This is a genomic window from Sporobacter termitidis DSM 10068 (assembly GCF_900130065.1).
Lineage (GTDB): Bacteria > Bacillota > Clostridia > Oscillospirales > Oscillospiraceae > Sporobacter > Sporobacter termitidis.
This window is the reverse complement of the sequence record NZ_FQXV01000010.1, coordinates 15,104-36,810: the sequence shown is the minus strand read 5'-3', so window position 1 is coordinate 36,810 and position 21,707 is coordinate 15,104. Positions and strand designations below refer to the sequence as shown.

The 21,707-nt window shown below is 55.4% G+C and carries 15 protein-coding genes and 2 riboswitches; of the genes, 12 read left to right on the top strand and 3 right to left on the bottom strand.

The genetic code is table 11. The features are described 5' to 3' along the window. Positions 1 to 40 precede the first annotated feature (40 nt). From lpdA to BUB60_RS13535, 7 genes are read left to right on the top strand one after another with little or no spacing between them, the layout of a single operon-like run. Complete coding sequence (gene lpdA / locus BUB60_RS13565; RefSeq protein WP_073080027.1) at positions 41 to 1,414, top strand: dihydrolipoyl dehydrogenase; 1,374 nt, start codon at positions 41 to 43, stop codon at positions 1,412 to 1,414. Between the two features lie 20 nt (positions 1,415 to 1,434). Then, positions 1,435 to 2,427 (top strand): thiamine pyrophosphate-dependent dehydrogenase E1 component subunit alpha, encoded by a 993-nt coding sequence (locus BUB60_RS13560; protein ID WP_073080024.1) that lies wholly within the window; start codon positions 1,435 to 1,437, stop codon positions 2,425 to 2,427. A gap of 5 nt (positions 2,428 to 2,432) precedes the next feature. Then, positions 2,433 to 3,407 carry an alpha-ketoacid dehydrogenase subunit beta gene (locus tag BUB60_RS13555; protein WP_073080022.1) on the top strand — a complete coding sequence of 325 codons (975 nt, stop codon included), beginning with the start codon at positions 2,433 to 2,435 and terminating at the stop codon, positions 3,405 to 3,407. A 34-nt stretch (positions 3,408 to 3,441) separates the two neighbouring features. Next, positions 3,442 to 4,641 carry a dihydrolipoamide acetyltransferase family protein gene (locus tag BUB60_RS13550; RefSeq protein WP_073080019.1) on the top strand — a complete coding sequence of 400 codons (1,200 nt, stop codon included), beginning with the start codon at positions 3,442 to 3,444 and terminating at the stop codon, positions 4,639 to 4,641. 33 nt (positions 4,642 to 4,674) lie between these two features. After that, positions 4,675 to 5,115 carry a VOC family protein gene (locus BUB60_RS13545; protein ID WP_073080017.1) on the top strand — a complete coding sequence of 147 codons (441 nt, stop codon included), beginning with the start codon at positions 4,675 to 4,677 and terminating at the stop codon, positions 5,113 to 5,115. A 3-nt stretch (positions 5,116 to 5,118) separates the two neighbouring features. Continuing rightward, positions 5,119 to 6,108 (top strand): lipoate--protein ligase, encoded by a 990-nt coding sequence (lplA, locus tag BUB60_RS13540; protein ID WP_073080015.1) that lies wholly within the window; start codon positions 5,119 to 5,121, stop codon positions 6,106 to 6,108. An 18-nt stretch (positions 6,109 to 6,126) separates the two neighbouring features. Then, positions 6,127 to 6,837 (top strand): MBL fold metallo-hydrolase, encoded by a 711-nt coding sequence (locus tag BUB60_RS13535; protein ID WP_084726491.1) that lies wholly within the window; start codon positions 6,127 to 6,129, stop codon positions 6,835 to 6,837. Between the two features lie 234 nt (positions 6,838 to 7,071). Here the strand turns inward: BUB60_RS13535 and BUB60_RS13530 are convergent, their stop codons facing one another. Next, positions 7,072 to 11,592 (bottom strand): SpaA isopeptide-forming pilin-related protein, encoded by a 4,521-nt coding sequence (locus BUB60_RS13530; RefSeq protein WP_073080012.1) that lies wholly within the window; start codon positions 11,590 to 11,592, stop codon positions 7,072 to 7,074. Between the two features lie 215 nt (positions 11,593 to 11,807). On the opposite strand from BUB60_RS13530, the gene BUB60_RS13525 reads away from it, so the two are divergent. After that, on the top strand, positions 11,808 to 12,596 hold the full coding sequence (locus BUB60_RS13525; RefSeq protein WP_084726490.1) for a class D sortase: 789 nt from the start codon (positions 11,808 to 11,810) through the stop codon (positions 12,594 to 12,596). 47 nt (positions 12,597 to 12,643) lie between these two features. Continuing rightward, positions 12,644 to 12,728, top strand: a riboswitch (cyclic di-GMP riboswitch). 88 nt (positions 12,729 to 12,816) lie between these two features. Beyond that, complete coding sequence (locus tag BUB60_RS13520; RefSeq protein WP_073080007.1) at positions 12,817 to 13,356, top strand: CAP domain-containing protein; 540 nt, start codon at positions 12,817 to 12,819, stop codon at positions 13,354 to 13,356. A gap of 184 nt (positions 13,357 to 13,540) precedes the next feature. Here the strand turns inward: BUB60_RS13520 and BUB60_RS13515 are convergent, their stop codons facing one another. Continuing rightward, a complete protein-coding gene (locus BUB60_RS13515) occupies positions 13,541 to 14,665 on the bottom strand; it encodes a helix-turn-helix transcriptional regulator (protein WP_143162362.1) in 1,125 nt (374 codons plus the stop codon). 377 nt (positions 14,666 to 15,042) lie between these two features. Next, positions 15,043 to 15,921: a DUF4430 domain-containing protein gene (locus BUB60_RS13510; RefSeq protein ID WP_073080002.1), complete on the bottom strand. Its 879-nt coding sequence runs from the start codon at positions 15,919 to 15,921 to the stop codon at positions 15,043 to 15,045. A 970-nt stretch (positions 15,922 to 16,891) separates the two neighbouring features. Further along, positions 16,892 to 17,147, top strand: a riboswitch (cobalamin riboswitch). 166 nt (positions 17,148 to 17,313) lie between these two features. Here BUB60_RS13510 and BUB60_RS13505 point away from each other — a divergent pair. From BUB60_RS13505 to BUB60_RS13495, 3 genes are read left to right on the top strand one after another with little or no spacing between them, the layout of a single operon-like run. After that, entirely contained in the window at positions 17,314 to 18,255 is a 942-nt protein-coding gene (locus tag BUB60_RS13505; RefSeq protein WP_073079999.1) for an AAA family ATPase, read from the top strand. Beyond that, positions 18,256 to 19,407, top strand: a complete 1,152-nt coding sequence (locus tag BUB60_RS13500; protein ID WP_073079997.1) for a DUF58 domain-containing protein — start codon at positions 18,256 to 18,258, stop codon at positions 19,405 to 19,407. A gap of 14 nt (positions 19,408 to 19,421) precedes the next feature. After that, positions 19,422 to 21,698, top strand: coding sequence for a transglutaminase-like domain-containing protein (locus BUB60_RS13495; RefSeq protein WP_073079994.1), 2,277 nt, complete (start codon positions 19,422 to 19,424; stop codon positions 21,696 to 21,698). Positions 21,699 to 21,707: the final 9 nt, after the last annotated feature.

The window sequence follows — 21,707 nt, the reverse complement described above, 5'->3', positions numbered from 1 at the left end:
TTGAAACACACCGCGCCGGACGGAAAGGGGAAACAAAGTAATGGGAAAAAGGATCGTCGTCATCGGAGGCGGACCCGGCGGTTACGCGGCGGCTATCAAGGCCGCGCAGCTGGGCGCCCAGGTGACATTGGCGGAGGCCGCGCAGGTGGGAGGGACCTGCCTGAATGTTGGCTGTATTCCAACTAAGGCGCTGCTCCATACGGGAGAGTTCTACCGCAAGGTTGCCATGAACGCAGTCGCCGGGGTGAAAACTGTAGGTGCTTTTTTGGATTGGCCTGCCGTACAGCAGCATAAGGAGAAAATTGTCGGGAAGCTGACCGGCGGCGTGGCTGCCCTTCTGAGGCATAACGGTGTGAAGGTCATCAGTGAGTCCGCGTCTCTGCTGCCCGACCGTAAGGTCAGGATCGGAAACGAAATACTGGAAACGGATGCGGTTATTCTTGCCACCGGCTCCGTCAATACCGACCTGCGCTTTCCCGGCTCCGATCTGTATGGCGTCATAGACAGCACGAAGGCGCTCTCGCTGGACGAGGTTCCAAAATCCATGGTCATCGTGGGCGGCGGCGTGATCGGCGTCGAATTTGCAACCCTCTTCAACGCCGTCGGCACAAAGGTCTCCATCATTGAGCTGCTTCCGGAAATATTGCCGCCGGTTGACGTGGAAATTGCCGGCTTCCTGCACGAAACTCTGATGGAAAACGGCGTGCAGTTATACACCGGCGCCAAACTCACCGGCGTTGAAAAATCTGAGGATGTTCTGACCGTCGGTTTCGAGCAGAACGGTGAGACGCGGCAGGTCACCGCGGAAAAGGTTTTGGTGGCTGTAGGGCGGCGGCCCCGTACCGCCGGCCTGGGGCTGGAGGCGCTGGGCATCAAGCTGACGCGAGGCGCCATAGACGTTGACGACTATTTCCGCACGAACGCGCCTGCTGTTTATGCCGTTGGTGACTGCAACGGCCGGATCATGCTGGCACATGCCGCTATGGCACAGGGGGTCGCCGCCGCGGAGCATATTATGGGCGCAAAGCCGCATTATGATCCCAAGATTGTTCCAAGCTGTGTTTATTCCTCGCCTGAGATCGCCTGCGTGGGCATGACCGAAAAACAAGCGAAGGAGTCTGGAATCGACTATTCGGTCGGCAGCTTCAACCTCGGTGGAAATGGCAAATCCCTCATTGACGACGCAGGCGGCGGTTATATCAAGATTATCGCCGATAAGACGTTGGGCGAGGTGCTGGGCATCCACATGATCGGTTCCAGGGTGACGGAAATAATTGCGGAGGCCGCCCTTTGCATGAACATGGAGGGAACAGTGGAGGACATCGTCAATACCGTGCATGCGCATCCGACTGTCAGCGAAGCGGTCTGCGAAGCCGCCATGTCCGTATTTGGGAAATCGATCCACGGAGTCTGATGATATATGGAGGAAACGATATGAAATCTCTTAAAGATGAGAACCGGGAGGAAATGCTGGAACTATTGCGGATGATGGTTCGGATACGCGCCTTTGAGGAGAAAGCGGCACGGCTTTTTCTGGACGGCAAGCTTATCGGCTTTCTTCACCTGTACAGCGGAGAGGAGGCTGTTGCCACGGGCGTCTGTGCCTGCCTTCGGGAGGATGATTATATTACCAGCACGCACCGCGGTCACGGACATTGTCTTGCAAAAGGCGCGGATATTAACCGTATGATGGCCGAACTGTACGGCAAGGCAACGGGATATTCCAAGGATAAGGGCGGTTCGATGCACATCGCGGACATCTCAAAGGGCATCATCGGCGCCAACGGTATTGTCGGCGCGGGAATCCCGATTGCGGTGGGCGCCGGCTTTGCGCAGAAGTACCGGGAGACCGACGGAGTGGCTGTGACCTTTTTCGGGGACGGCGCCTCAAATCGGGGCACCTTTCACGAAGCCCTGAATATGTCGGCGGCGCTGAATTTGCCCGTTATTTTCATATGTGAAAACAACCAGTTCGGGATGTCCACGCCCTTTGCCTATCATTCGAAAAACAAGACCATCTCTCAGCGGGCGGCGGCTTACGATATACCTGGCGTTACCGTGGACGGCAACGATCCTATCGCCGTGCGCGACGCGGCGGCCATTGCCGTCGCCCGTGCCCGCACCGGCGAGGGGCCGACATTGATCGAATGCCTGACCTGGCGGCATTACGGCCACTTCGTCGGCGACTCCGCGCCATACAAAAAGCCGGAGGATCAGACTATCTGGCGTGAAAAAGACCCGATTCCCAACTTTGAAAAGCGCCTGATGAAGGAAGGCGTCGCGAATGCCGCGGAAATAGATAAAATACAGGCGGAAACGGAAGAGGAAATTCAAGCGGCCGTTGAATTTGCTGAGGAAAGCCCGTACCCGGAGATCGACGTTATGTTCGAGGACCTCGACTTCTCCCCGGCTGACAGGAAGGAATAACCCAAATGGCAAAGATTATCACCTATACGCAGGCAATACGGGAAGCGCAGGACATTGAAATGGCGCGGGATTCGCGTGTTTTCATCTGTGGCGAGGATGTGGGCGTCTACGGTACGGCTTTCGGACAGACCGTGGGGCTTATGGCGAAATACGGCCCGATGCGGGTGCTGGACACGCCTCTGAGTGAAACGGCCATCACCAGTCTCGGCGTGGGCGCCGCGGCGGTAGGATTGCGCCCCATCGTCGTACATGACTTTATGGACTTTATGGGCGTATGCATGGACGAGGTGCTCAACCAGGCCTCCAAGCTGGCATGGATGGTCGGCGGGCAGACAAGGCTTTCTATGGTTATACGCACCCAGGCTGGCGCGGGCATTAACGCCGCGGCCCAGCACTCTCAGAGCCTGGAGTCCTTCTTCACCCATATGCCGGGTATGAAGGTCGTCGCTTCCTCTAACCCCGCCGATATGAAGGGACTTCTGGAATCGGCCATACGGGACGACAATCCTGTTATTGTTCTGGAAAACAAGACGCTGCTTGGTATGGAGGGGGAGGTCCCGGAGGGCGAGTATCTTGTCCCCATCGGCAAGGCCAATATCGCCCGGGAGGGCTCGGATGTGACTATCGTGTCCTATGGTATGATGGTCAACAGGTGCTTAGCAGCGGCGGAAACTCTCGCGGCCGAGGGCATCCGGGCCGAGGTCATCGATCTCCGAAGTCTTGTGCCTCTTGACAAGGATGCGATTTTTGAATCGATTGCCAAAACCAATCGGCTTCTCATCGCCCATGAAGCAATCGGCTTTTCGGGCTACGGCGCAGAAATCGCCGCCCTTGTGGCTGAGGAGGCGCTGGATTATCTGGATGCCCCCATTAAACGTGTCACGGCACCTTTTACGCACTGCCCGTTTTCTCCGCCGTTGGAAAATGCGTTCGTTCCCAACGAGGATAAGATTATCCAAGCGGTAAAGACGCTGATGTAAAAGCATGCTGCAATACTATTGAGGTGAAATAAAAATGGCTGTTGAAGTATTAATGCCCAAGCTTGGGCTGACGATGAAAACCGGTACGGTCGTCAAATGGCTCAAGGATGAGGGCGAAACGGTTAAAATAAAAGAACCGGTGCTGGAAATCGAGACGGAAAAGCTGAGTCACGAGATAGAGAGCCCGGCAGACGGCGTTCTCCTCAAGAAGATCGCAGTCGTGGGAGAGAAATATCCAATAGCATTTGTTGTCGGTTACATTGGCCAGCCGGGTGAACAGATTTCCGCCCCGGCCGCCCGTACTGCTGCTCCTGCTGAATCAGCCGTCAGTGCAAAATCTCCGGTGCCGGCTGCTGTAAATACCGCGCCGGAGCATGGCGGGCGTGTATTCATTTCGCCCGTCGCCAAGAAACTCTCCGCCGCGCTGAATTTAGATTACAAGCTCATCAAGGGTACCGGCCCCAACGGCCGCATCGTCAAGGCAGATGTTCAGAAATATGCCGACACCTGTTGCATGGCGCCGTCCCTTGCGCCGGAGGCTTCCGATACCGTGATCCCATACAACGGCATCCGCCGGGCCATCGGCGTGAATATGCTCCAATCCTGGACCACAATACCCATGGTGACGCATCAGGTCATGGCCGACGTAAGCGCTCTGTTGGAGTACCGTACGATGATTAACCGTGGAATAACGGAAAAAAGCGAAAGCGTATCCATCAACGATCTGCTTATGAAGATAACCGCCGCTGCGTTGGAGAGACATCCCAGCATCAACTCATCTCTGGCGGATGAAGGAATCATACTGCATAAGCGGGTTCACCTCGGCATGGCCACCGCACTGGAAAACGGCTTGATTGTGCCTGTTATCCATGATGCCAACCGCAAAAATCTGTTGGCCTTGAGCCGTGAAGCAAAGGACCTGGCCGCCCGAGCCAGAAACGGCGGGCTTGGCCCGGATGAACTGCAGGGCGCCACCTTCACTGTCTCTAACCTGGGAGGCTATGGCTCCGTGGATCTTTTTACTCCCATCATCAATCCGCCTCAGGCCGGAATATTAGGTATCGGCCGCGTGATGGATACGGCGGTACCTGTGAGCGGTGAAATTAAGGTCCGCCCGCAGGTCGGCCTGTCCTTCACTTACGATCACCGAATCATCGACGGCGCCGTCGCCGCAGAATTTATCCGGACGTTGATGCAGCTCTTGGAGAATCCGGCCCGCGCCGTGCTGTTATGAGCGTCCCGACAGGAAAAAAGGAGCGTTTTGATAATGAAATTCTGGCATATCGGCATCCTGACCCCAGATGTTGAAAAAACACTCGATGCCCTTTGCGCTATGTCCGGCGGGCGGCGCGGCGTATGGCAGATTGGTGAAATCGAGTTCCCGTCGTCAGAGATGATCACAGGTTCCGGCGGGCGGTTAAAAACCGCTGTGGGCCGGATGGGCGGCATCGTCTACGAGCTGATCCAGCCCCTGGATGAGCATTCGTTTCACGCCGCGGCGCTGAAGAGGAGAGGCCCCGGATTACATCACGCAGCCTACGTCTGTGGGGAAGAGCTGGACGCTGACGTGGCTTCCTGTATTGCTGCCGGCGCGCAAATCGTCTGGGAGGCGCGTCACGGGGAGGAGCACGTTTGTTACCTGGAGGCGAAAGACGGCGGTTCTGTTTTGGAACTGATCAATATCTGTCCGCCCATGCCGGAGGAATAAACTATGCGATACCTCGAAAGCACGTCAACCGACCCGGCCTTCAATCTTGCGCTTGAGCAATATGCGTTCGATACCCTGTCCAAAAACGATGAGCTTTTCATGCTCTGGCAGAATTGCGATTCCGTTATCGTGGGCCTGCACCAGAATACTGCGGAGGAGATCAACAGGGCGTATATCGACCAAAACGGTATCCCCGTTGTCCGGCGCCTGTCCGGTGGCGGCGCCGTCTTTCACGACCTGGGCAATCTTAACTATACGATTATCACCAATGCTCAAGACGCCGGCCGGCTTGATTTCCATCAATCCTGTCGGCCGATCGTTGAGGCCTTGGCCGGACTGGGCGTTTATGCGGAAGCAAACGGCCGGAACGATATCAGCGTCGGCGGGAGAAAGTTCTCGGGCAATGCCAGGTATCTCCGGTACGGCCGCCTGATGCACCACGGAACGATCCTGTTTGACACCGATTTTGAAAGGATGTCGGAGGCTCTGCATGTGCCGGAGGATAAATTCGTTTCCAAGGGTGTGAAGTCCGTCCGCGCGCGGGTGACAAATCTGAGAGAGCATCTTCCTGTGGATATGACGGTAGCCGAATTCTGGGCATATCTTCGCATGACCCTTGTCAGAGAGCAAAAAATGTCCATGTATGCTTTGTCCGCCCGGGATCTGGAGGCCGTAGAGGCAATACGGCGCGGACGGTATGCAACCTGGGAATGGAACTACGGACAGTCACCTGAGTATGGCATAAAAAAACGCCGGCGGCTGCCGGGCGTCGGCGCCATCCGGATCAGTATGCAGGTGGAAGACGGCAAAATCACGGCCTTTACCAGTGATGGCGATTACTTTGGCAGCAGGCCGTGTGACGACATTGCCATGGTTCTGCTCAACACGAAGCTGGAGGAGGACGCTTTGCTTGAAGCGTTGTCTGCTGTCTCGCTGGAAGAATATTACGAGGGGCTTACTAAAGATGAATTTATCCGGCTTATTCTCGATTAGCCCAAGAGGTGACGTGCAGTGGCTTGCAGCCTGATTCTGACGGCCAACGCGGGCGTCATCATGACGGTCGGTGACAGGCAATTTCTTGTTGATGCGCTGCATAATGAAAAAATGCCCGGCTTCAGCGCAGTGCCGCCGAATGTTTTGCCGGCAGTCTGGAGACGGTTCCAGAGCTGTGCGCCCACTGCTGTTATCACCACACACGCGCACCCTGACCATGTCTCAACGGCGCTCTGGAACGAGGCGCGCCTTCGCTGGCCTGCGAGCTTTTTTATATCTCCCGGTGCTCCGCTTGAAGGCACCATTGTGCTGAATGATCCGCGACAAAGAATTTTCCTGGCGGGTGCCGCTCTTGACGCCGTACGCCTGCCGCATCAAGGCAGCGGGTTCGAACCGATTGTTAACTATGGATTCTTTTTTGAAATTGATGGCTTTAATGTTCTCATCCCTGGTGACTGCTCTGTTTCCGCTTTGGATATGCTCAGCGAGCTTATCGCGGGCCGGCATGTAGATGTAGCCCTTCTAAACTTCCCGTGGATTACGTTATCCGGTCCCAGAGATTTTGTTCTTAATTCGATCGCGCCATCGCATCTCGTTTTGTTTCATTTGCCTTTTCGCGAGGATGACAGCGAGGGATACCGGCCTGCGGCCTTCAAAGAAGCAAATGTCATATCATCTGTGGCTGTCCGGCTGCTTTCGGAACCCTTTCAGGAGGTTGTCGTTGAATAAAACGCTTTTTGTCTGAAGCAAAATATCCCTGATGAACAGGCGCTTGCAAATACAGCGTAAGGATAAGACCTGCGCGGCATTTGCTTGCCCAACAAAGCGATGCGGCCCGCGTACCAGCAAAGACTGGTGCGCGGGCCGCGCCTTATCGAGAAATGTGCGGGGATTACACGATCGATTGCAGGGTTGGCCTTGGACGGCATATCATCTGCTTTGAGGATATGCCGGCCGTTTTATTCACACATCTTGTGTTTTGCTTTTCCTCCGGTGTTTCTTAGGCTTTGCCGTAAGTAATCCGGCCGCGAGCAGGGCAAGTCCTGATATTAAAAAATAAAATGTGCCGGATATGCCTCCCGTCTGCGGCAATGTCCCGCCCGGGGCCGGCGTATCATTGCCGCTCCAACCTAAAACACCGGAATCTTCATCTGTCAGGAGATTGTTTCTCAATGTATACGCAAGTGTCTGCCCGGCCCCGATATCGAGCGGCAGAGGCTCGGCAAAGAGCTCGTAACCATCCGGCGCGGCGGTCTCCCGCACCGAATACCTGCCCGGTGCGACTCCTTCAAACAGCGCCAAGCCGTCCTCCCCTGAAATTGCAATGCCGATAGCAGCCCCGCTTTCGTCGTACAGCGTAAACTCCGCGCCGGAGAGGGGATGTGAATCCTTATCAACTTTTTTGATCTGTATACTGCCGGCGTCAGCGGATATTTTCCGGTTTATAAAGGTCAGGCTGGAACTCTGGCCGCTGATTACCGTAACCGCCGCGCTGTCCGTATCGGCAGCGTAGCCCGCCGGCGCGCGGGTTTCAGATACGGTGTAGGGGCCTGCCTGGACGCTGTCAAACACGGCACGCCCGTCCGGGCCGGTCACGACGCTTTTAAGCGCCTTTCCGTTTGCGTCATAGAGGGTGAACTCGCCGCCCTCGAGTGCGTTGCCCGCATCGTCGGTTTTGAGAATCCGGATATTGCCCGAAAGGCTCGCGTCCGCTTTGTTGGTTACAGTGAAAGTCAGGGTGGCCGTGTTGGTCACGTTGACGTCAATAGTGTCCGCGCTGAGCACGTACCCTTCCGGCGCGGCGGTTTCGCGTATGACATACCGTTCCACGGGCACGTTGCTAAAGCGCGCCAATCCCTGTGAATCGGAAACAGCCGTCGCAACCAGGCCGCCGTTTGACTGACGGTACAGCGCGAAGGTGGCTCCTGCCAGCCTGTGCCCGTCCTCATCCGTTTTTGTTATCTCAATGTTGCCGTAAATAGTTGCGGGACCGGGAAGGGGTTCGTTGGACAGGGTATTTGGGCTCACGTTTGTGACCACTCCGGTTTTATCCGCATTATACGAGACGCTCGCCGTAAGCACCGTGTCCGAGCCTTTATAACCGGCGGGGGGGATGGTTTCACGGATGGCGTAGTTGGTTCCAAGCGGGACATCGGTAAAGGTCACCGTACCGGCAACACTCGTGGCCGTCACCGCTACGGCGTTGCCCGCATAGTCCGTTCCCGTCAGCGTAAATGTACCTCCGGAGAGCGGAGAGCCGTTTGTTGAGGTCTTGGCAAACGAAATACTTCCCAGGGCAGGGTCATTGGAAATGGAGAGGGTTGCGCTCCCGTTCAGCTGGCTGCCGCCCGAGATAGGATCGGCAGGCAGGATATAGCCCAACGCCGGCTCCGTCTCTTCCACATAGAAGGTCCAGGATGGAAGCTTATCGAACACGGCGTCACCCGAAGGGTTTGTCGTCCGTATGATGGGGCTTCCGCCGCTGGTGACGGGCTGCTTGTTGATATTGAGCAAACGGAACGTCGCACCGGAAAGTGGGTTGCCGTGAGCATCCATCTTATGTACCGTCAGCGTATTGCTGCCGCTGCCGCCGTTCGAATACAGGTCGGTAATGACGATCTGGGACGAAACGGCGCCGCCCGAGGGATCCCCCGCGCTTCCCGACAGAGTTATCGTATTGGTGAGATCCAGATCATCGGACAGAATGCTGGTCGTGAATTCCAGCCGGTAGGCCGCCGTGGTGCTTTTCGGCAGCTCCACGCTCAGCGTGTTGCTGTTGTCTGCCGTAGGAAGCGTTATAACATAGTCCGAAGCAGATACCTCGCCGACCGTACCGGCCACCGTGCCGTCGGAGCTGTTGATCGATACCTCGTAAAGCTTTACGGAAGCCGGATCCAGCCGGAGCTTGGGGTCCAGCACGTCCTTGACCACGCCGTCAGTCAGAAGCACCTGGCCGGGATTGATGACCGCCGACCAGTCGATGTGGTCAGAGCCGGAGGTATAATGATAGGTCTTTGAAATGACAGGGTTTTTGACCTGCGCCGTGGCGTTGTCCGATATAGTGATCTCATCAGCGCCCAGAGATGCGCTGTTGGTAAACGGCCGTGTTCCGCTCCATTGGGTTTTTAAGGTCGACTCATCCATCAGCGTCCAGAAGGTGATGGTGTACTGGTCGGAGGTTGAAACCGGAAGCGTATAAGTAAAGGCTGTGTCCCCGTTCGCGCCGGCGAGGGTACCCGTGGCCCCGCCGCCGGCAGCCGTGACCGTAAAGGGATGCCCGGCGTCAATGAAAAGCGTCATTCCGGAGGGAATCGTGTCTGTTACGACGGCGTCCGTCAACGGAAGTCTGTTGCGGTTGACCACGAGCTGCCATTGTACTGTGCGCGTGTTATAATCGTATGCCGTCGCCACGGTCTTGTCGAGCATTTGGCCGGAATAGGTCTTTGTGCCGGAGGTGTAGATGCTGCCGCCTCCTCCGGTCCGCGTCAGCGTTACGCCGTTGTCAAAGCTCACATCGCCGTTTTTGTATAAAGTGTCAAGCCCTGAGCTGTCTCCCGGCGTGCCCGGAACCGTATCCACAACGCGGGTATAATAGTCCACAGTGTAGGTGTTTTTAATAGTGTCATCAAGGCCGTCCCCCGGGTCTTCATCCGGAAATTCATAGGAAAAGCCCGTCGGCGTGACTGCAAAAACGCCCCCATTCGGATTAATCGTTGCCCCATCGTTTCTGTAAATCGACGTGTCGGAAGAGCCCTTTTCTGTCACCGTGAAGGCGTGTCCCGCGTCGATCAGGAGTGTTTGTCCTGACGGAATGATATCCGTTATCGCAGCTTTTTTAATGCCGATTTTGTTGCGGTTGACCGTGATGGTCCAGTGAATGGTCCCGGGGTCGGTAACGGAATAGGCATAAGGCGTAGTCCCGCCCGCGGAGGACTTGGACAAAAGCCCTCCGGCGCCGATGCCGTTTGCGATCGCGGCGGTGTCGGAAGGAGCAGCGCTTGTTGTGCTGTGATTCCAGGTCAGGCTTGCCCCGTTATTGAAGGAAATGGCGTCGTTGCTGTTTAAGTAGTGGTCCCGCGACGCAGGCTTCACCCGTGTGTAAAAGGTCAGCGTGGCTGTGGTCCCGGCCGTTGGCTGGCTGGCGGTCGGGAAACGGTAGGTCAGCGTATTGCCCGAATACTCGTATTGGCCCGCGTCACCTCCGCTGTCGACGTCTGCTGCGGCGGCAGAGCCGAACTTGATCTGAACGGGGTGATCCGTGTCTGCAAGCAGTTCCAGATCGGGGGCGATACTGTCCGTAATCGCCGCGCCGGAAATGGCTTTTCCGATATCTCCGGGCACAGCCACGGTCACTGTCCACTGGGCGATTGTGGGATCACTCGTTGTCGCGGCTAACGCGCCGTTTTTTTCAATCCAATCGAGGCGCACGGGATAGGTAACCGGGTCCGCCGCGTCGTCCGCACCCCGCTTCAGGCTGGCCGTGTTGATAAATTCAGAATACTGAGAGGAAGCGGAGGAACCGTTTTCTGCTGAAAAGTCGTTGGGACTGGTCTTGTAGGTGATGGTCTGCACGCCGGTGATGTCCGGATCGGTATCGGGGAAGGTATACGTAATGATCCGGTCGGTCGACAGCCTGGACGTATCCAGGGCCGAATCTGAAATCGATGTGCCTCCCACGGCGAAGGAATCGGCCACATAGGTCTGGCCGGGGCCGAATTCGTCGATCAGGGAATATCCGTCATAGGCCATGTCCGGCGCGCCGGCCGGAGGCGTCACCGTTACCGTCCAGGTGATGGTATTGTCTGAGGCGTCATATCTGCCGTCCTTTGAAAGAGTGCTTTCCATAGGCAGCGGCTGCCGGTTGATGACGATGACCTCGCTGCCGAACCGAACCTCCGTAGCGGTTCCGCCGCCGGCATTCAGGGGCTGGAAGGTGCCCTCGATATGGACCATGCCCCATTTGTCCAGATGCGCGTCATTGGCCGCGCCCCCATGTCCCGACAGGTCCTCGGCGCCGCTCGTAAGCGACACCGTGAGAGTGTGGCCGGTAATGCTCCAGGCAGCGAGCGTGTAAGTGTAGTTCCCGGTCGAATCAAAGGCATCCACGGTCCCCGTGGCAGCGGCAAAGTCGAGTCCCTGGGGAAGCTCGGCAGTAAAATATTCGTCGCCCGTATAATCATAAAGCTCCGTGCCGTTGCCATCCTCCAGATGGAACGCGTAGTTGAGCATGATCTTGGCGCCGGCAGGGATATCGTTGTATTCTCCGTTGGCGCTCGGAGGAATCACCGTCACGCCGTCCGCCTGAGTGATTTTCAGCGAGGACGCCCGATCCGGCGGCGCGTAGTCCGTGCCATGGACCACCAGGTAAGTGCTGTTGGTCAGGTCTGTGGGCGAGATGGCCGCAACCCAGTTCAGCGGCAGCAGCTGCAGTAAAAAAATTACGGCAACGACCATTTTCACGAGCCTTACTCTTGTCGTTTTCATCTTTCGATTACCTCCACGATAAATGATTCTATGAATCGCCCGGAAATCCCGGGTAGCTGATGTAATAAATTTCTTCGTCAATATCTACAAAAAATTTTTTTGCGTTCAAGATTCCGATCCAGCTGTCGATATTATAAGAAGGAAGGGCTTTTGCCATTTCTTCCTGGAAGCTTATACCACCGTTGCTTTTATGAACCGTTGCATCTGTTTTGCCAATGTGTTACGATTTTATCGGACCAGTTTGGCAGCATACAGGAGGCGGCGGTATGAAAAGAATTCGATGGAACAAGAAAACCCTCTCCCGTCTGCTTATTTTTGCAGGGATTGTCCTTATTTCGGGCGCTCTGATCTTTGAAGCATATCATTACCCCTGGGGAACACTTTTCGGCCGTGATGATCAGGACGAGGTCTCAATACCGGATCCCTCGCCCATCGTTTGGGAAAACGAGGACAGGGACAGCGTCATAATCCGGAGCACGCCGGAATCGTCTCCAGCCGCTTCCGCCGAAGAACCCGGGCTGCTGCCAGGAGACGAAAAGGCCGCAACCTTGCCTCTGTCTGTTTACACCCAGCTCGGGATATTAAAAATACCGAAGCTCAACGTCTCTGAATATGTTCTGGAAGGGACGCAACGGCAGTTGCGCTATGGCGTGGGGCATGTGGAGAAAAGCGGCGCTTTGGGGCAACAGGGAAATTGTGTTGTCGCAGGGCACCGTACAACGGCATTCCGCTATCTCAACAAGCTGGCTGCGGGCGATAGCATTATCCTGAAGGCGGATGATAATATATATACCTATACGGTTTATGAAAGCTTCGCCGTGTTGCCCAAAGAAACCTGGGTACTCGGAAATGTAGAAAATGAACCGTATACGCTCACCTTGATTACATGTACGCCATATCTGGTTTCCAGTCACCGGCTGATTGTCCGGGCGCGGCTTGCCGATATAAACGGCATGACGCCGGAGGCATATTATGGCACGGCGTCCGCTCCGCCGGCAGACTGAGGCCGCAGAAAAAGATATACGTAATCCACGATCTCATACAGGTACTAAAACGATACTGGCAAACCTGCTGAAAAGCAGGGACGCAAAGCCACGGGTCTACAGTCTTTTGACCATGACAGCCGGGTTGCCGAAAGTAGGTCATCATTTTGATGAGTTCTGTTCAGGCAACCTGAACAGAACTTTTTTTCATGCAAAATATGGGACAGCCGGAGGCGGGAACATGACTAAAAAAAGAATTTTTAACGCCGTTTTTTTGCTTTTCGCTTTTATGACCATCTCGCTTACCGCGCCCACCACGCTGGCAGGTTGGGAACCGGGAACTGCCGCCGCTCCGGGCGAGGTTGCAGCGTCCGCCAAAACAGATCAAAATTGGGAGGATCCGAAAGCGTTCAAGGCGGAGGTTGTCCGACTTGTCAACGTGGAGCGGACAGACAATGGGATGAATACACTGGAGGAAACGCAGGCGCTTGCCGATATGGCCGATATCAGGGCAGAAGAGTCCGCCGTTTTTTTCTCTCACACCAGACCTGACGGTTCAAATTGCTCCACCATATTTTCCGAGCACCATATGCCGTACCGTGTTGCCGGGGAGAATCTTTCCAAGGGCTTTTCATCGCCCGAGAAACTGGTAGCGGCATGGATGAACTCAGCGTCACACCGTAAAAATATCCTGAACGAGAAATTCGCCGACATCGGAATCGGCCTTTACGTCAATGAAGATGGAAAGATTTATTGTTCACAGCTTTTCTATACACCTTAATGACCGTGAACGGCAGGTCCTGTGCGCATATTAGGTATACGTTTGTATGTTATCATTTGCTTCCGCCAGAAGACATGGAACAATTGTTACAATAACTGCGGATTCAGGACTCTGTAAAAAACAGGCATTCTTCGATGACGAAGAATGCCTGTTTTCACCGGCGGCAATACCAATGGTTTGGGACTCAGCTTATATCATATTTATCTTTAAATTCCTGAATCAAATATGGATTTATTCCCGGATCGTTGAGCAGTACGTGAAACACAGGATTTGTCACCATATAGTATACATTTAACGGATCATACTCGAACATTAATGAATAAATCGCTTTTCTGAACCATACGACGGCGTTCTCCTGAGAACCGGTTTCAAAATACGAAAAGGCCAGATAAAAACAAATATAATCGAGACGCTCGCTTGAATTGATTTCCGCTTTATATTGGAGCAGTTTATGCCCCTTTTGAATGACCTGATCGAATTCGCCGGCCATATAATGCATTGCCAATGTACCCACGCCCACAGTGCTGATGATTTCCTCGTAATCTTTGATCGCATACTTATCATGGATAATTTCGTTTGCCAGCAACGTCACAGCCCTTGTGCTTGCGGCATCTCCCGTAAGCTGGTAGCACATTATCAGCAACGCGTAAAGATTTGCAACATAAATGCCCTTTGAATATTTCGGCTTGATTCTGCGTAATACGGAATTGATGCCGATTATCGCTTCCGTATATTTTTTTTCTTCGAAAATTATATAGGCAAATCTATTCACTTCGATTTCGTAAAGCCATGGCTCATGGTGAAAGTCCGGCAAAGCTATTGCCGCGTCCGTCAGCGTTTTCAATGTGTCGTAATCGCTCTTCCTTCGAGATATATTGAAGTTTTTTATTTTATCACGCACGGCGATCGGATTTTCGCAGTCAAGATATTGATAATGCTCGAATAGATCCACACCCAGCTTATCGCTGAATAGTCTGGTCATATCCACGGACGGCACGCGTTTGCCTTTCTCAATCAAGTATACATACTTCTCGGAGCAGATATTCTCAGCAAACGCTGCGCGGCTCATTTTTAGCATGGTGCGATAACTTTTGATAATATTCCCGATATGGTTCATGCGCTCCGTCCCCTGGCCTTTTTTAAGTATTATTTCGTTATTTGACCGCAATATTGATTTAAGACGCGTTGCCCCCGGGAGCAGGCGACACAACAACAGCAGCCGGAAGGCGGGCTGCTGTTGTTGCCGGCCCGCATAGGCTCTACATACATTCGGCGGCATACTGAGGCACAGTTCCAGCTGTGCTACCATAAGAGCATGACGGAGCAACCAACGGTATGTAATATGCTTTGTTTAGTTCCTTAATATTCTTCTCGTCGTGCCTGCCACCGGCTGACACTTCTGTGTGAAGTCCCAAAAATTAAAGATACAACACAAAAATAGATAAAGCAATGGTGAACCGGCATAATTGCAAAAAGGAATCAGAAGCCGCCAAGACAGAGTATGAGTAACCGTAATTTTGTCTCATTTCATATTCTTGATATTTGGGCCTAAATACGACAAGAACCCGGTTTGCGCTGTTGCGTAAACCGGGTTCTTGCAGTCTGAAATAAGGTGGCTTTAACCGGCTGTGTGCTGAGCCTTAAAGCCTGTTGGACCGGGAAGGATTAACTGCACCCGGCGCAAATTCACATCATGGGATAATCGAGGTCGTAGCCCCAGTCGCAGGTATAGTGCCAGGTGATGACGTCGCCCGGCTGCAGCTTCCACAGCGTGGCCGCGACGGACGGGAAGAAGGTATCGCCGCCACGGGTGACGGTATACATCCAGCCGCCGGTGCCGATCATGCCGTAGTACATCCCCGTTGTCTCCTCGCCCAAGCCTTCAATGGCCGAAACGTAGGACGCCGTGCCTTCAATAAAAAGATTGTCGTGCAAGTTCGCGTATGTTGTCAAAATGTCCTTGGCGTTGCTGCCGGCCACGACGTTGCTGTAGCTGTCGGAATAGTCACCCAGTACTTTTGAGTCCAAAGCGGAAACAGCCGCTGTTGCCAGGGCCTTCTGCGTGGCATCCACAGGATCTGTATACGGAGAGACCCCGTAAGCGTCGTCAACGTCGAGCTCTGAGAAAGTGCGCGCGTTCTCGTAGTCGAAATTGACCGTCGCCGATATGGCGGTGCCGGTTATATATGCCGCGGCATGATGCACGTGGGAGCCGGCGGCGTAAACGACCTCAATTTCGTGGGACTTATCAAGGAAATCTATAGAGCCTGTATACGGCGTCGAGGTCGCGACGGTCACGCCGTCAATTTTCAGAGCCGTACCCTCAAACGATATTGTGACGGGCAAGTTGGACAGATTGGTTCCGACAGGCATGATTCCGGTGTCGGAATACGCGGAATATGTAATACCCTCGTTCGGATTGTAAACATCAACCTGCTCTTTTGTAAAAGTCGTCGAGCCGCTGGTAATTGTAAGATCGCCGCTCGCGGCAAACGCCGTGAGGCTGAGACCTAGGATTAGAGCGAGTGTCAGAACCGCAACAACTGAGGTTTTTAAGCGTTTCATTTGTAATTTCTCCTTTAATGTAAATTTGATTAAGGCCCGATAAAAACTGCATTGACCGCGGTTTTCCTTTTCAGCAGGGTCATATTATTTAAAACATCGGAAACACCCTTTCTGTTTGCAAATTACGTTTAAGACAGCCCGCGGTTTCTTCTGCAGATGGGCCGGCATCTTTATCTGATTTTTTGGTTGTTGATTCATATAAAAAAGCGTCAATCCCATAACAGAGATTGACGCAACCGTATTTTGAGCGCAATCACACAGAAGCTATAAGCTTCTATGCAACAAGGGAAAAGTGTAAGTCTTCTGATTCGCGTTAGGGAAACGAGTTAACGTTTCCTGCGTCCGTATCCTACCTTCCCCAGGGGCAACAAGATGCCCAAAAGTGGCGGACTTTCGTCCAGGCGGCGAGCTTCACCGCTTCGGTACGGCCTCACGCTTACAGCGCCGGCAACATGGGGCTTTGCACCCCTTTCCATCTACATCGCACCTGACCTTAAGCAGACAATTATGTATAGACCAAAGGATTGACCGCTTACGTCTTTACAGTAACGATGACAAATTCCCATTCAGTTTTCTTGTACGGATAAATCTTTTTATCCGGGTATATTAAAAATGCTTGAACATAACCTTTTTCTTTCGTAAAGCAGCCCGTTTCGAGAAACCGAAAAGGCTGATCCATTTCCTACAGTTTGATTATAACCGAAGCTTTCACTTATTGTCAATAGTAACCTTTTATACCATAACAAGGAATACGCGGGATTGCAATTGATGGTGAAAAGATATTGTGCCGTCAGGCTGGGGCGGAATATTGCATCGCACAACGTGAAACCCGGCGTTGACATTTTATAGTGATATTGGTATGATTAAGCAAACATTAATCGTCAATCGTCAAAAATCTGTGAGGCTTTTGAAAAGCAGTTACATTTGAATATTTGCTCCGGCTTTTGTGGCAATTGCGCGACCCCGCTCTGGGCGGGACACGCAATCTTGTTCAGCTGAACAAGGGAATCAGGTGAGAATCCTGAACACGTTTTGAATTGCCGCCCGCGCCCTCTGGAGCGGCCCGGTTTCAATTCAGTAGCTGTAAGCATGGAGCGTATCCTTTTTCTGCGAAAGCAGGTCACTGGCTGCTGTAATGGCTCGACCGGGAAGGCGGAGGGTGCGCGCCGGCGCGAAAAGCGCCTGAACATGCAAGTCAGAAGACCTACAAGAAAGTATGATCTCGCGGATATGGTGCAACCGCCTGATATACTTTAGAAAGTGCCAACGAAAGCGGCAGGTATGACCTGCTGCTTTTTTGTTTCCATTTGGAACAATTGCGGGTGCGTGAGCATCCGTTTTTTATTTTGTGGTGGTCGCTGAAGAGCATTTTTTATACTTGGAGATATATCGATGAGAGAGAAAATTGAGCTGGTTTGTGATCAGATCACAAAGGTTATTCTGGGTAAGCGGGAAGTCATCGAGAAGGTGCTTATGGCCATGCTGGCACTGGGACACGTGCTGCTGGAAGACGTGCCGGGGGTGGGGAAGACCACGCTCACAATTGCTTTTGCCAAAACCATGGGGCTGGATACCAGGCGCATCCAGTTCACATCGGACAGCGTCCCCTCCGACGTCGTTGGTTTTTCCGTCCTGGATAAGCGGACGAACGAGTTTGTCTATAAACCTGGCGCTGTGATGACCAACCTGCTGCTGGCCGACGAGATCAACCGCACCTCCAGCAAAACCCAGTCGGCCCTGCTGGAGGCAATGGAGGAACGGAACGTCACGGTGGATGGCCAGACGCATAGCCTGCCCGTGCCCTTCATCGTACTGGCCACGCAAAATCCCGTGGGCTCAGCCGGCACCCAGATGCTGCCAAGCTCGCAGCTGGACCGGTTCATGATTTGCGTCAGCATCGGCTATCCTGACTTTGAAAGCCAGGTCAATATTCTGAAGGATCGCAGCGGGGGCAATCCCCTGGACAGCGTGAAGCCGTTAATGAGCTGCCGGCAGCTCATGGAGACCATTGCCCAGGTGGAGCAGGTACATATTGCGGATGAAATTTACAGGTACATCACGGCGCTTACCGAAGCGACCCGAGCCCATCCGATGGTGCAGTTGGGTATCAGCCCCCGGGGCGCGCTGGCGCTGGCGCGTATTTCAAGGGCGCGGGCCTACTTGGACGGGCGCAGCTACTGCATACCTGAGGACGTGGCGGCGATGGCCTGCGACGTCTACGCCCACCGGCTCCTGCTGGGCGCCAAGGCGCGCTTCAACGAGACCAGCGCAGCCGATCTGATGAAGGATATTCTCCGGCAGGTGGAAATGCCGGTGCTCAGGGAGCTGAGGTAGATGGCGCGGACCGTTGTATGCATACTTTGGGCGGCGGGCGCGGCAGTCGTCTATGTCTTCACGGGGACGACGGCCGCCCTGCTGATCCTGTGCGCGGCTCTGGCGCTCCCTCTCTGCGCGGTCCTGGCGGCCCTCCTGGCGGCGGGAAGGATCATGCTCACGTTAGAGCTCCCCGGTAATATACCGAAGGGGGAGACGGTTCAGGGCGAGATCAGGATCAGAAATCGCACGCCCGTGCCGGTGGTGCGCGCGGTTTTGCACCTGGAGCTGGAAAACACGCTCACCCAGGAAACGGAGCTGCTGCCGCTGGCCTTTTCCATTCCGCCTTTCGGGAAGGAGAGCCTGCCGTTTACCTTCCGGAGTGCCTACTGCGGCAGGCTCTGTTTTAAATGCGGGGTGCTCACCGTGAGCGACACCTTTGGACTGATTCACATACGGCGCCCTCTGCATGTCGACAAAAAACGGCTGATCACGCCGGAGCTGTTCCCTATGCGGGTACGCCTGACGGGCAGCGAGACCCCCTTGTGGGACGAGGTCAGCATCAATCTCAGCCGAAAGGGGCAGGACTGGTCCGAGCCCTTTCAGATACGGGATTATGTGGAAGGGGACAGCCTGAAGCAGATCCACTGGAAGCTGAGCCAGAAGCTGGAGCGGTATATCGTCACCGACCCCTCCCAGACCCTGGACAGGGCCTTGCTGGTGTTCTGGGACCGGAGCGCCCTGGCAAAGGACGCCCCGCCCCGAATCCCGGATACTCTGGCGGAGGCGGTGGTGTCATTCTGCCTGGCGGTCACCCAGGAGGAAATCCCCTACAGCGTTGCCTGGAGCGGCATAAGGGATGTCGGCTGCGCCGTGCGGGACGTCGACTCAATGGATGATCTCTATGGAATCATCCCGGGAATGCTTGAAGGCGCTTCAGACGCCGGCGGCATGTCCGGGATATCGGATTGCATCCGTGCCCTGGACGGGAAACAGTATCCGCTGATCGCGTATTTCAGCGACCGGGTATCTACAGAAATAGCGGGACTGGCCGCTGTGGGAAGAGTCACCCTGTTCCTGTGCGGTGAGGATTCGGATGCTTGCGGAGACTTGGCCTGTCATTTATTTTCCCCCGCCGATTACAGGCAGTCTTTGTGTGACGTGACCATTTAGCGGGAGGAAGCGCAATGACAAATGCAGATGGATTATTCTTCTGCGTCTCCGAGGAGAGTGGTGGCGGCGCGGCGGGCCGCGTCATCGCATCGTCGCTGCTGTTTTTAGGTCTTGCCGCCTGTGCCTGGGGCGGGCTGGGGCTGGAGGGAACGGGCTGCAGCCCCTTGCCGCTGGCGGCCGCCGGTATTTTATACTGCGCCGCGGGCAGCAGGCTTCCCCGGCGCGCGTTAGCCTTTCAGGCGGCAGCGGCCGCTGCCCTGCTGATCTACACGGTGGCGGTAAGCCAGTTCATCATCAGCGGCTGGAACGTGACGATGAACGGGATATTCAGTATGCTGGAAACACATCTGGGTTATATCTTTCCCCGCTATGAGGTCATGGCTGCCGGGCAGTCTCCGGCGGTGTGCGCCGGGCTTTTTCTGGCGCTGCCCACCGTGCTGCTGGGGCTTTTATCCGCCAGAGCGGTGAGCGGCGCCCGGCTGTGGCTTCTGCCGGCGGGTCTTCTGGCGGCCGCGCTGTGGGCGATGGGCGCGACGACGCTGTATCCGCCTGATTGGCGATGGGGCCTGCTGGCGTTGGGGCTGGCCATGCTCGGCGCGTGGCGCCTGTCCAGAAAAAATCTGAGGTCGGGAGGCATCCCCCTTGCCCTCTCTGTGGCGGCCCAGACCGGCATTGTACTGCTGTTATGCGCCCTCCTGGCGGAACTGTGGAACGTCAGCGGCGGGGCAAATGCGCTCGAGGCCCAGCGCGCGGCGAAAAGCTGGCTGCACCATGTGCGATATGAGGAAACGGAGCCCACCCTGCCCGAGGGGGATTTCAGGAATCTGGGGGATTTCGCACCGGAGGCCACGACGGCGCTGACCGTTACCATGGAAAAACCGCAGGAGACGTATCTGCGCGGCTATGTGGGTGAGGTTTACACCGGTTCCGGATGGACAGGGCTTGAGCCGTCCCGGAAGGCGGAATACGCCACGTTGTTTTCCTGGCTGCACGCCCGCGGCTTCTATGGTCAGGAGCAATATGCCCTGCTGAACCAGGCCCTCGGCACGTCGGGAAAAAGCAATGCCGTTTCCATACGGGTGCAAAGCGCCTGTACCGGGTGGCGGTATGCCCCCTACGGGCTCGACGGCGCGGAGACGGACCCCCGGCAGATCGGCGACGCGGACTGGGCTGCCCGGGGCGTACGGGGCGAGCGAGAATACACCTATGAGACGAGCGGCGCCGTCCCGGGCGACTATGAGCGGCTGTCGGACCTGCTGACGGCGGCGCGAAAGGCCGGCGCGGCGGCGGCCACAGACTACCTCGCCGGCGAGAACGCCTACCGCGAATTCGTATACGACAATTATCTGGACGTGCCGGTGCAGGCTCGGGAGGCCATCGGCAAAGTGTTCAGCGGGTTGGATCTGCCGAAATCGGGCGAGATATCCTTCAGCGACGCCCAACTGGTAGTGCGGGCATATCTGAGCAATATTGTGTCCTATAACGAAACGCCGCCGGCCATTGACGGGAACCGGGATTTTCTGAGCGTTTTTCTGGGTGAGACCAAAGAAGGATACAGCATCCATTACGCCACCGCGGCGGCCCTTATGTTCCGGTATCTGGGCGTCCCGGCGCGCTATGTGGAGGGGTGGTACATCCCCGGCGCCACGGCGCTGGAGATGTCGCCCGGCGAGCCCATTGCGCTGGACCAGAGCTTTGCCCATGCCTGGGTAGAGATATACCGGGACGGGGTAGGCTTTGTGCCCTTTGAGATCACCCCCCCATACACCGACCCGATGCAGCAGAACAACCAGCGGCAGGGCGGCAGCGGCGGCGCGGAGATACCGCCGTCGGAGGAAGAGACTCATCCTCCGGCGCTATGGCGCCTCGCACTGATCCTCCTGTGGGTATTGCTGGCGCTCATAGCCGCCCTGGCGCTTTTTGCGGTTATCCGCAGGTACGCCAAGAGACGGCGGCGCGGGCAAATGTTTGAGGACCCGGACCCCTCCACGGCGGTGAGCAACATGGCCACGTGGGCGGTGCGCCTGCTGGGATATCTGGGCGTGGCGCGCCCAAACGGCAGCCTGTACCTGATGCTGCCGGAATTGGAGCGCCTGCTGGGCGACGAGCCGGCGGACCAGTATCGGGCCGTGATAGAGGCGCAGCGCCGGGCCGTGTTCAGCCGCGGCGGAGTGTCCGACGGGGAGCGGCACCAGCCCAGGCAGTTTTTGACAAGACTGGAGGCAGAACTCAAACACAGAAGCACCTTCGGGGAAAAGCTCCGCCTGCGCTGGATCGCGTGCGTCATCTGAGGCGCTTAA

Coding starts and splice junctions, on each gene's coding strand:
- BUB60_RS13520 (WP_073080007.1), top strand. CDS start 12,817: ATGACTAAAAAAAGAATTTTTAACGCCGTTTTTTTGCTTTTCGCTTTT.
- BUB60_RS13525 (WP_084726490.1), top strand. CDS start 11,808: ATGTGTTACGATTTTATCGGACCAGTTTGGCAGCATACAGGAGGCGGC.
- BUB60_RS13500 (WP_073079997.1), top strand. CDS start 18,256: ATGGCGCGGACCGTTGTATGCATACTTTGGGCGGCGGGCGCGGCAGTC.
- BUB60_RS13510 (WP_073080002.1), bottom strand. CDS start 15,921: ATGAAACGCTTAAAAACCTCAGTTGTTGCGGTTCTGACACTCGCTCTA.
- lplA (WP_073080015.1), top strand. CDS start 5,119: ATGCGATACCTCGAAAGCACGTCAACCGACCCGGCCTTCAATCTTGCG.
- BUB60_RS13560 (WP_073080024.1), top strand. CDS start 1,435: ATGAAATCTCTTAAAGATGAGAACCGGGAGGAAATGCTGGAACTATTG.
- BUB60_RS13545 (WP_073080017.1), top strand. CDS start 4,675: ATGAAATTCTGGCATATCGGCATCCTGACCCCAGATGTTGAAAAAACA.
- BUB60_RS13505 (WP_073079999.1), top strand. CDS start 17,314: ATGAGAGAGAAAATTGAGCTGGTTTGTGATCAGATCACAAAGGTTATT.
- BUB60_RS13495 (WP_073079994.1), top strand. CDS start 19,422: ATGACAAATGCAGATGGATTATTCTTCTGCGTCTCCGAGGAGAGTGGT.
- BUB60_RS13530 (WP_073080012.1), bottom strand. CDS start 11,592: ATGAAAACGACAAGAGTAAGGCTCGTGAAAATGGTCGTTGCCGTAATT.
- BUB60_RS13550 (WP_073080019.1), top strand. CDS start 3,442: ATGGCTGTTGAAGTATTAATGCCCAAGCTTGGGCTGACGATGAAAACC.
- BUB60_RS13515 (WP_143162362.1), bottom strand. CDS start 14,665: ATGGTAGCACAGCTGGAACTGTGCCTCAGTATGCCGCCGAATGTATGT.
- lpdA (WP_073080027.1), top strand. CDS start 41: ATGGGAAAAAGGATCGTCGTCATCGGAGGCGGACCCGGCGGTTACGCG.
- BUB60_RS13555 (WP_073080022.1), top strand. CDS start 2,433: ATGGCAAAGATTATCACCTATACGCAGGCAATACGGGAAGCGCAGGAC.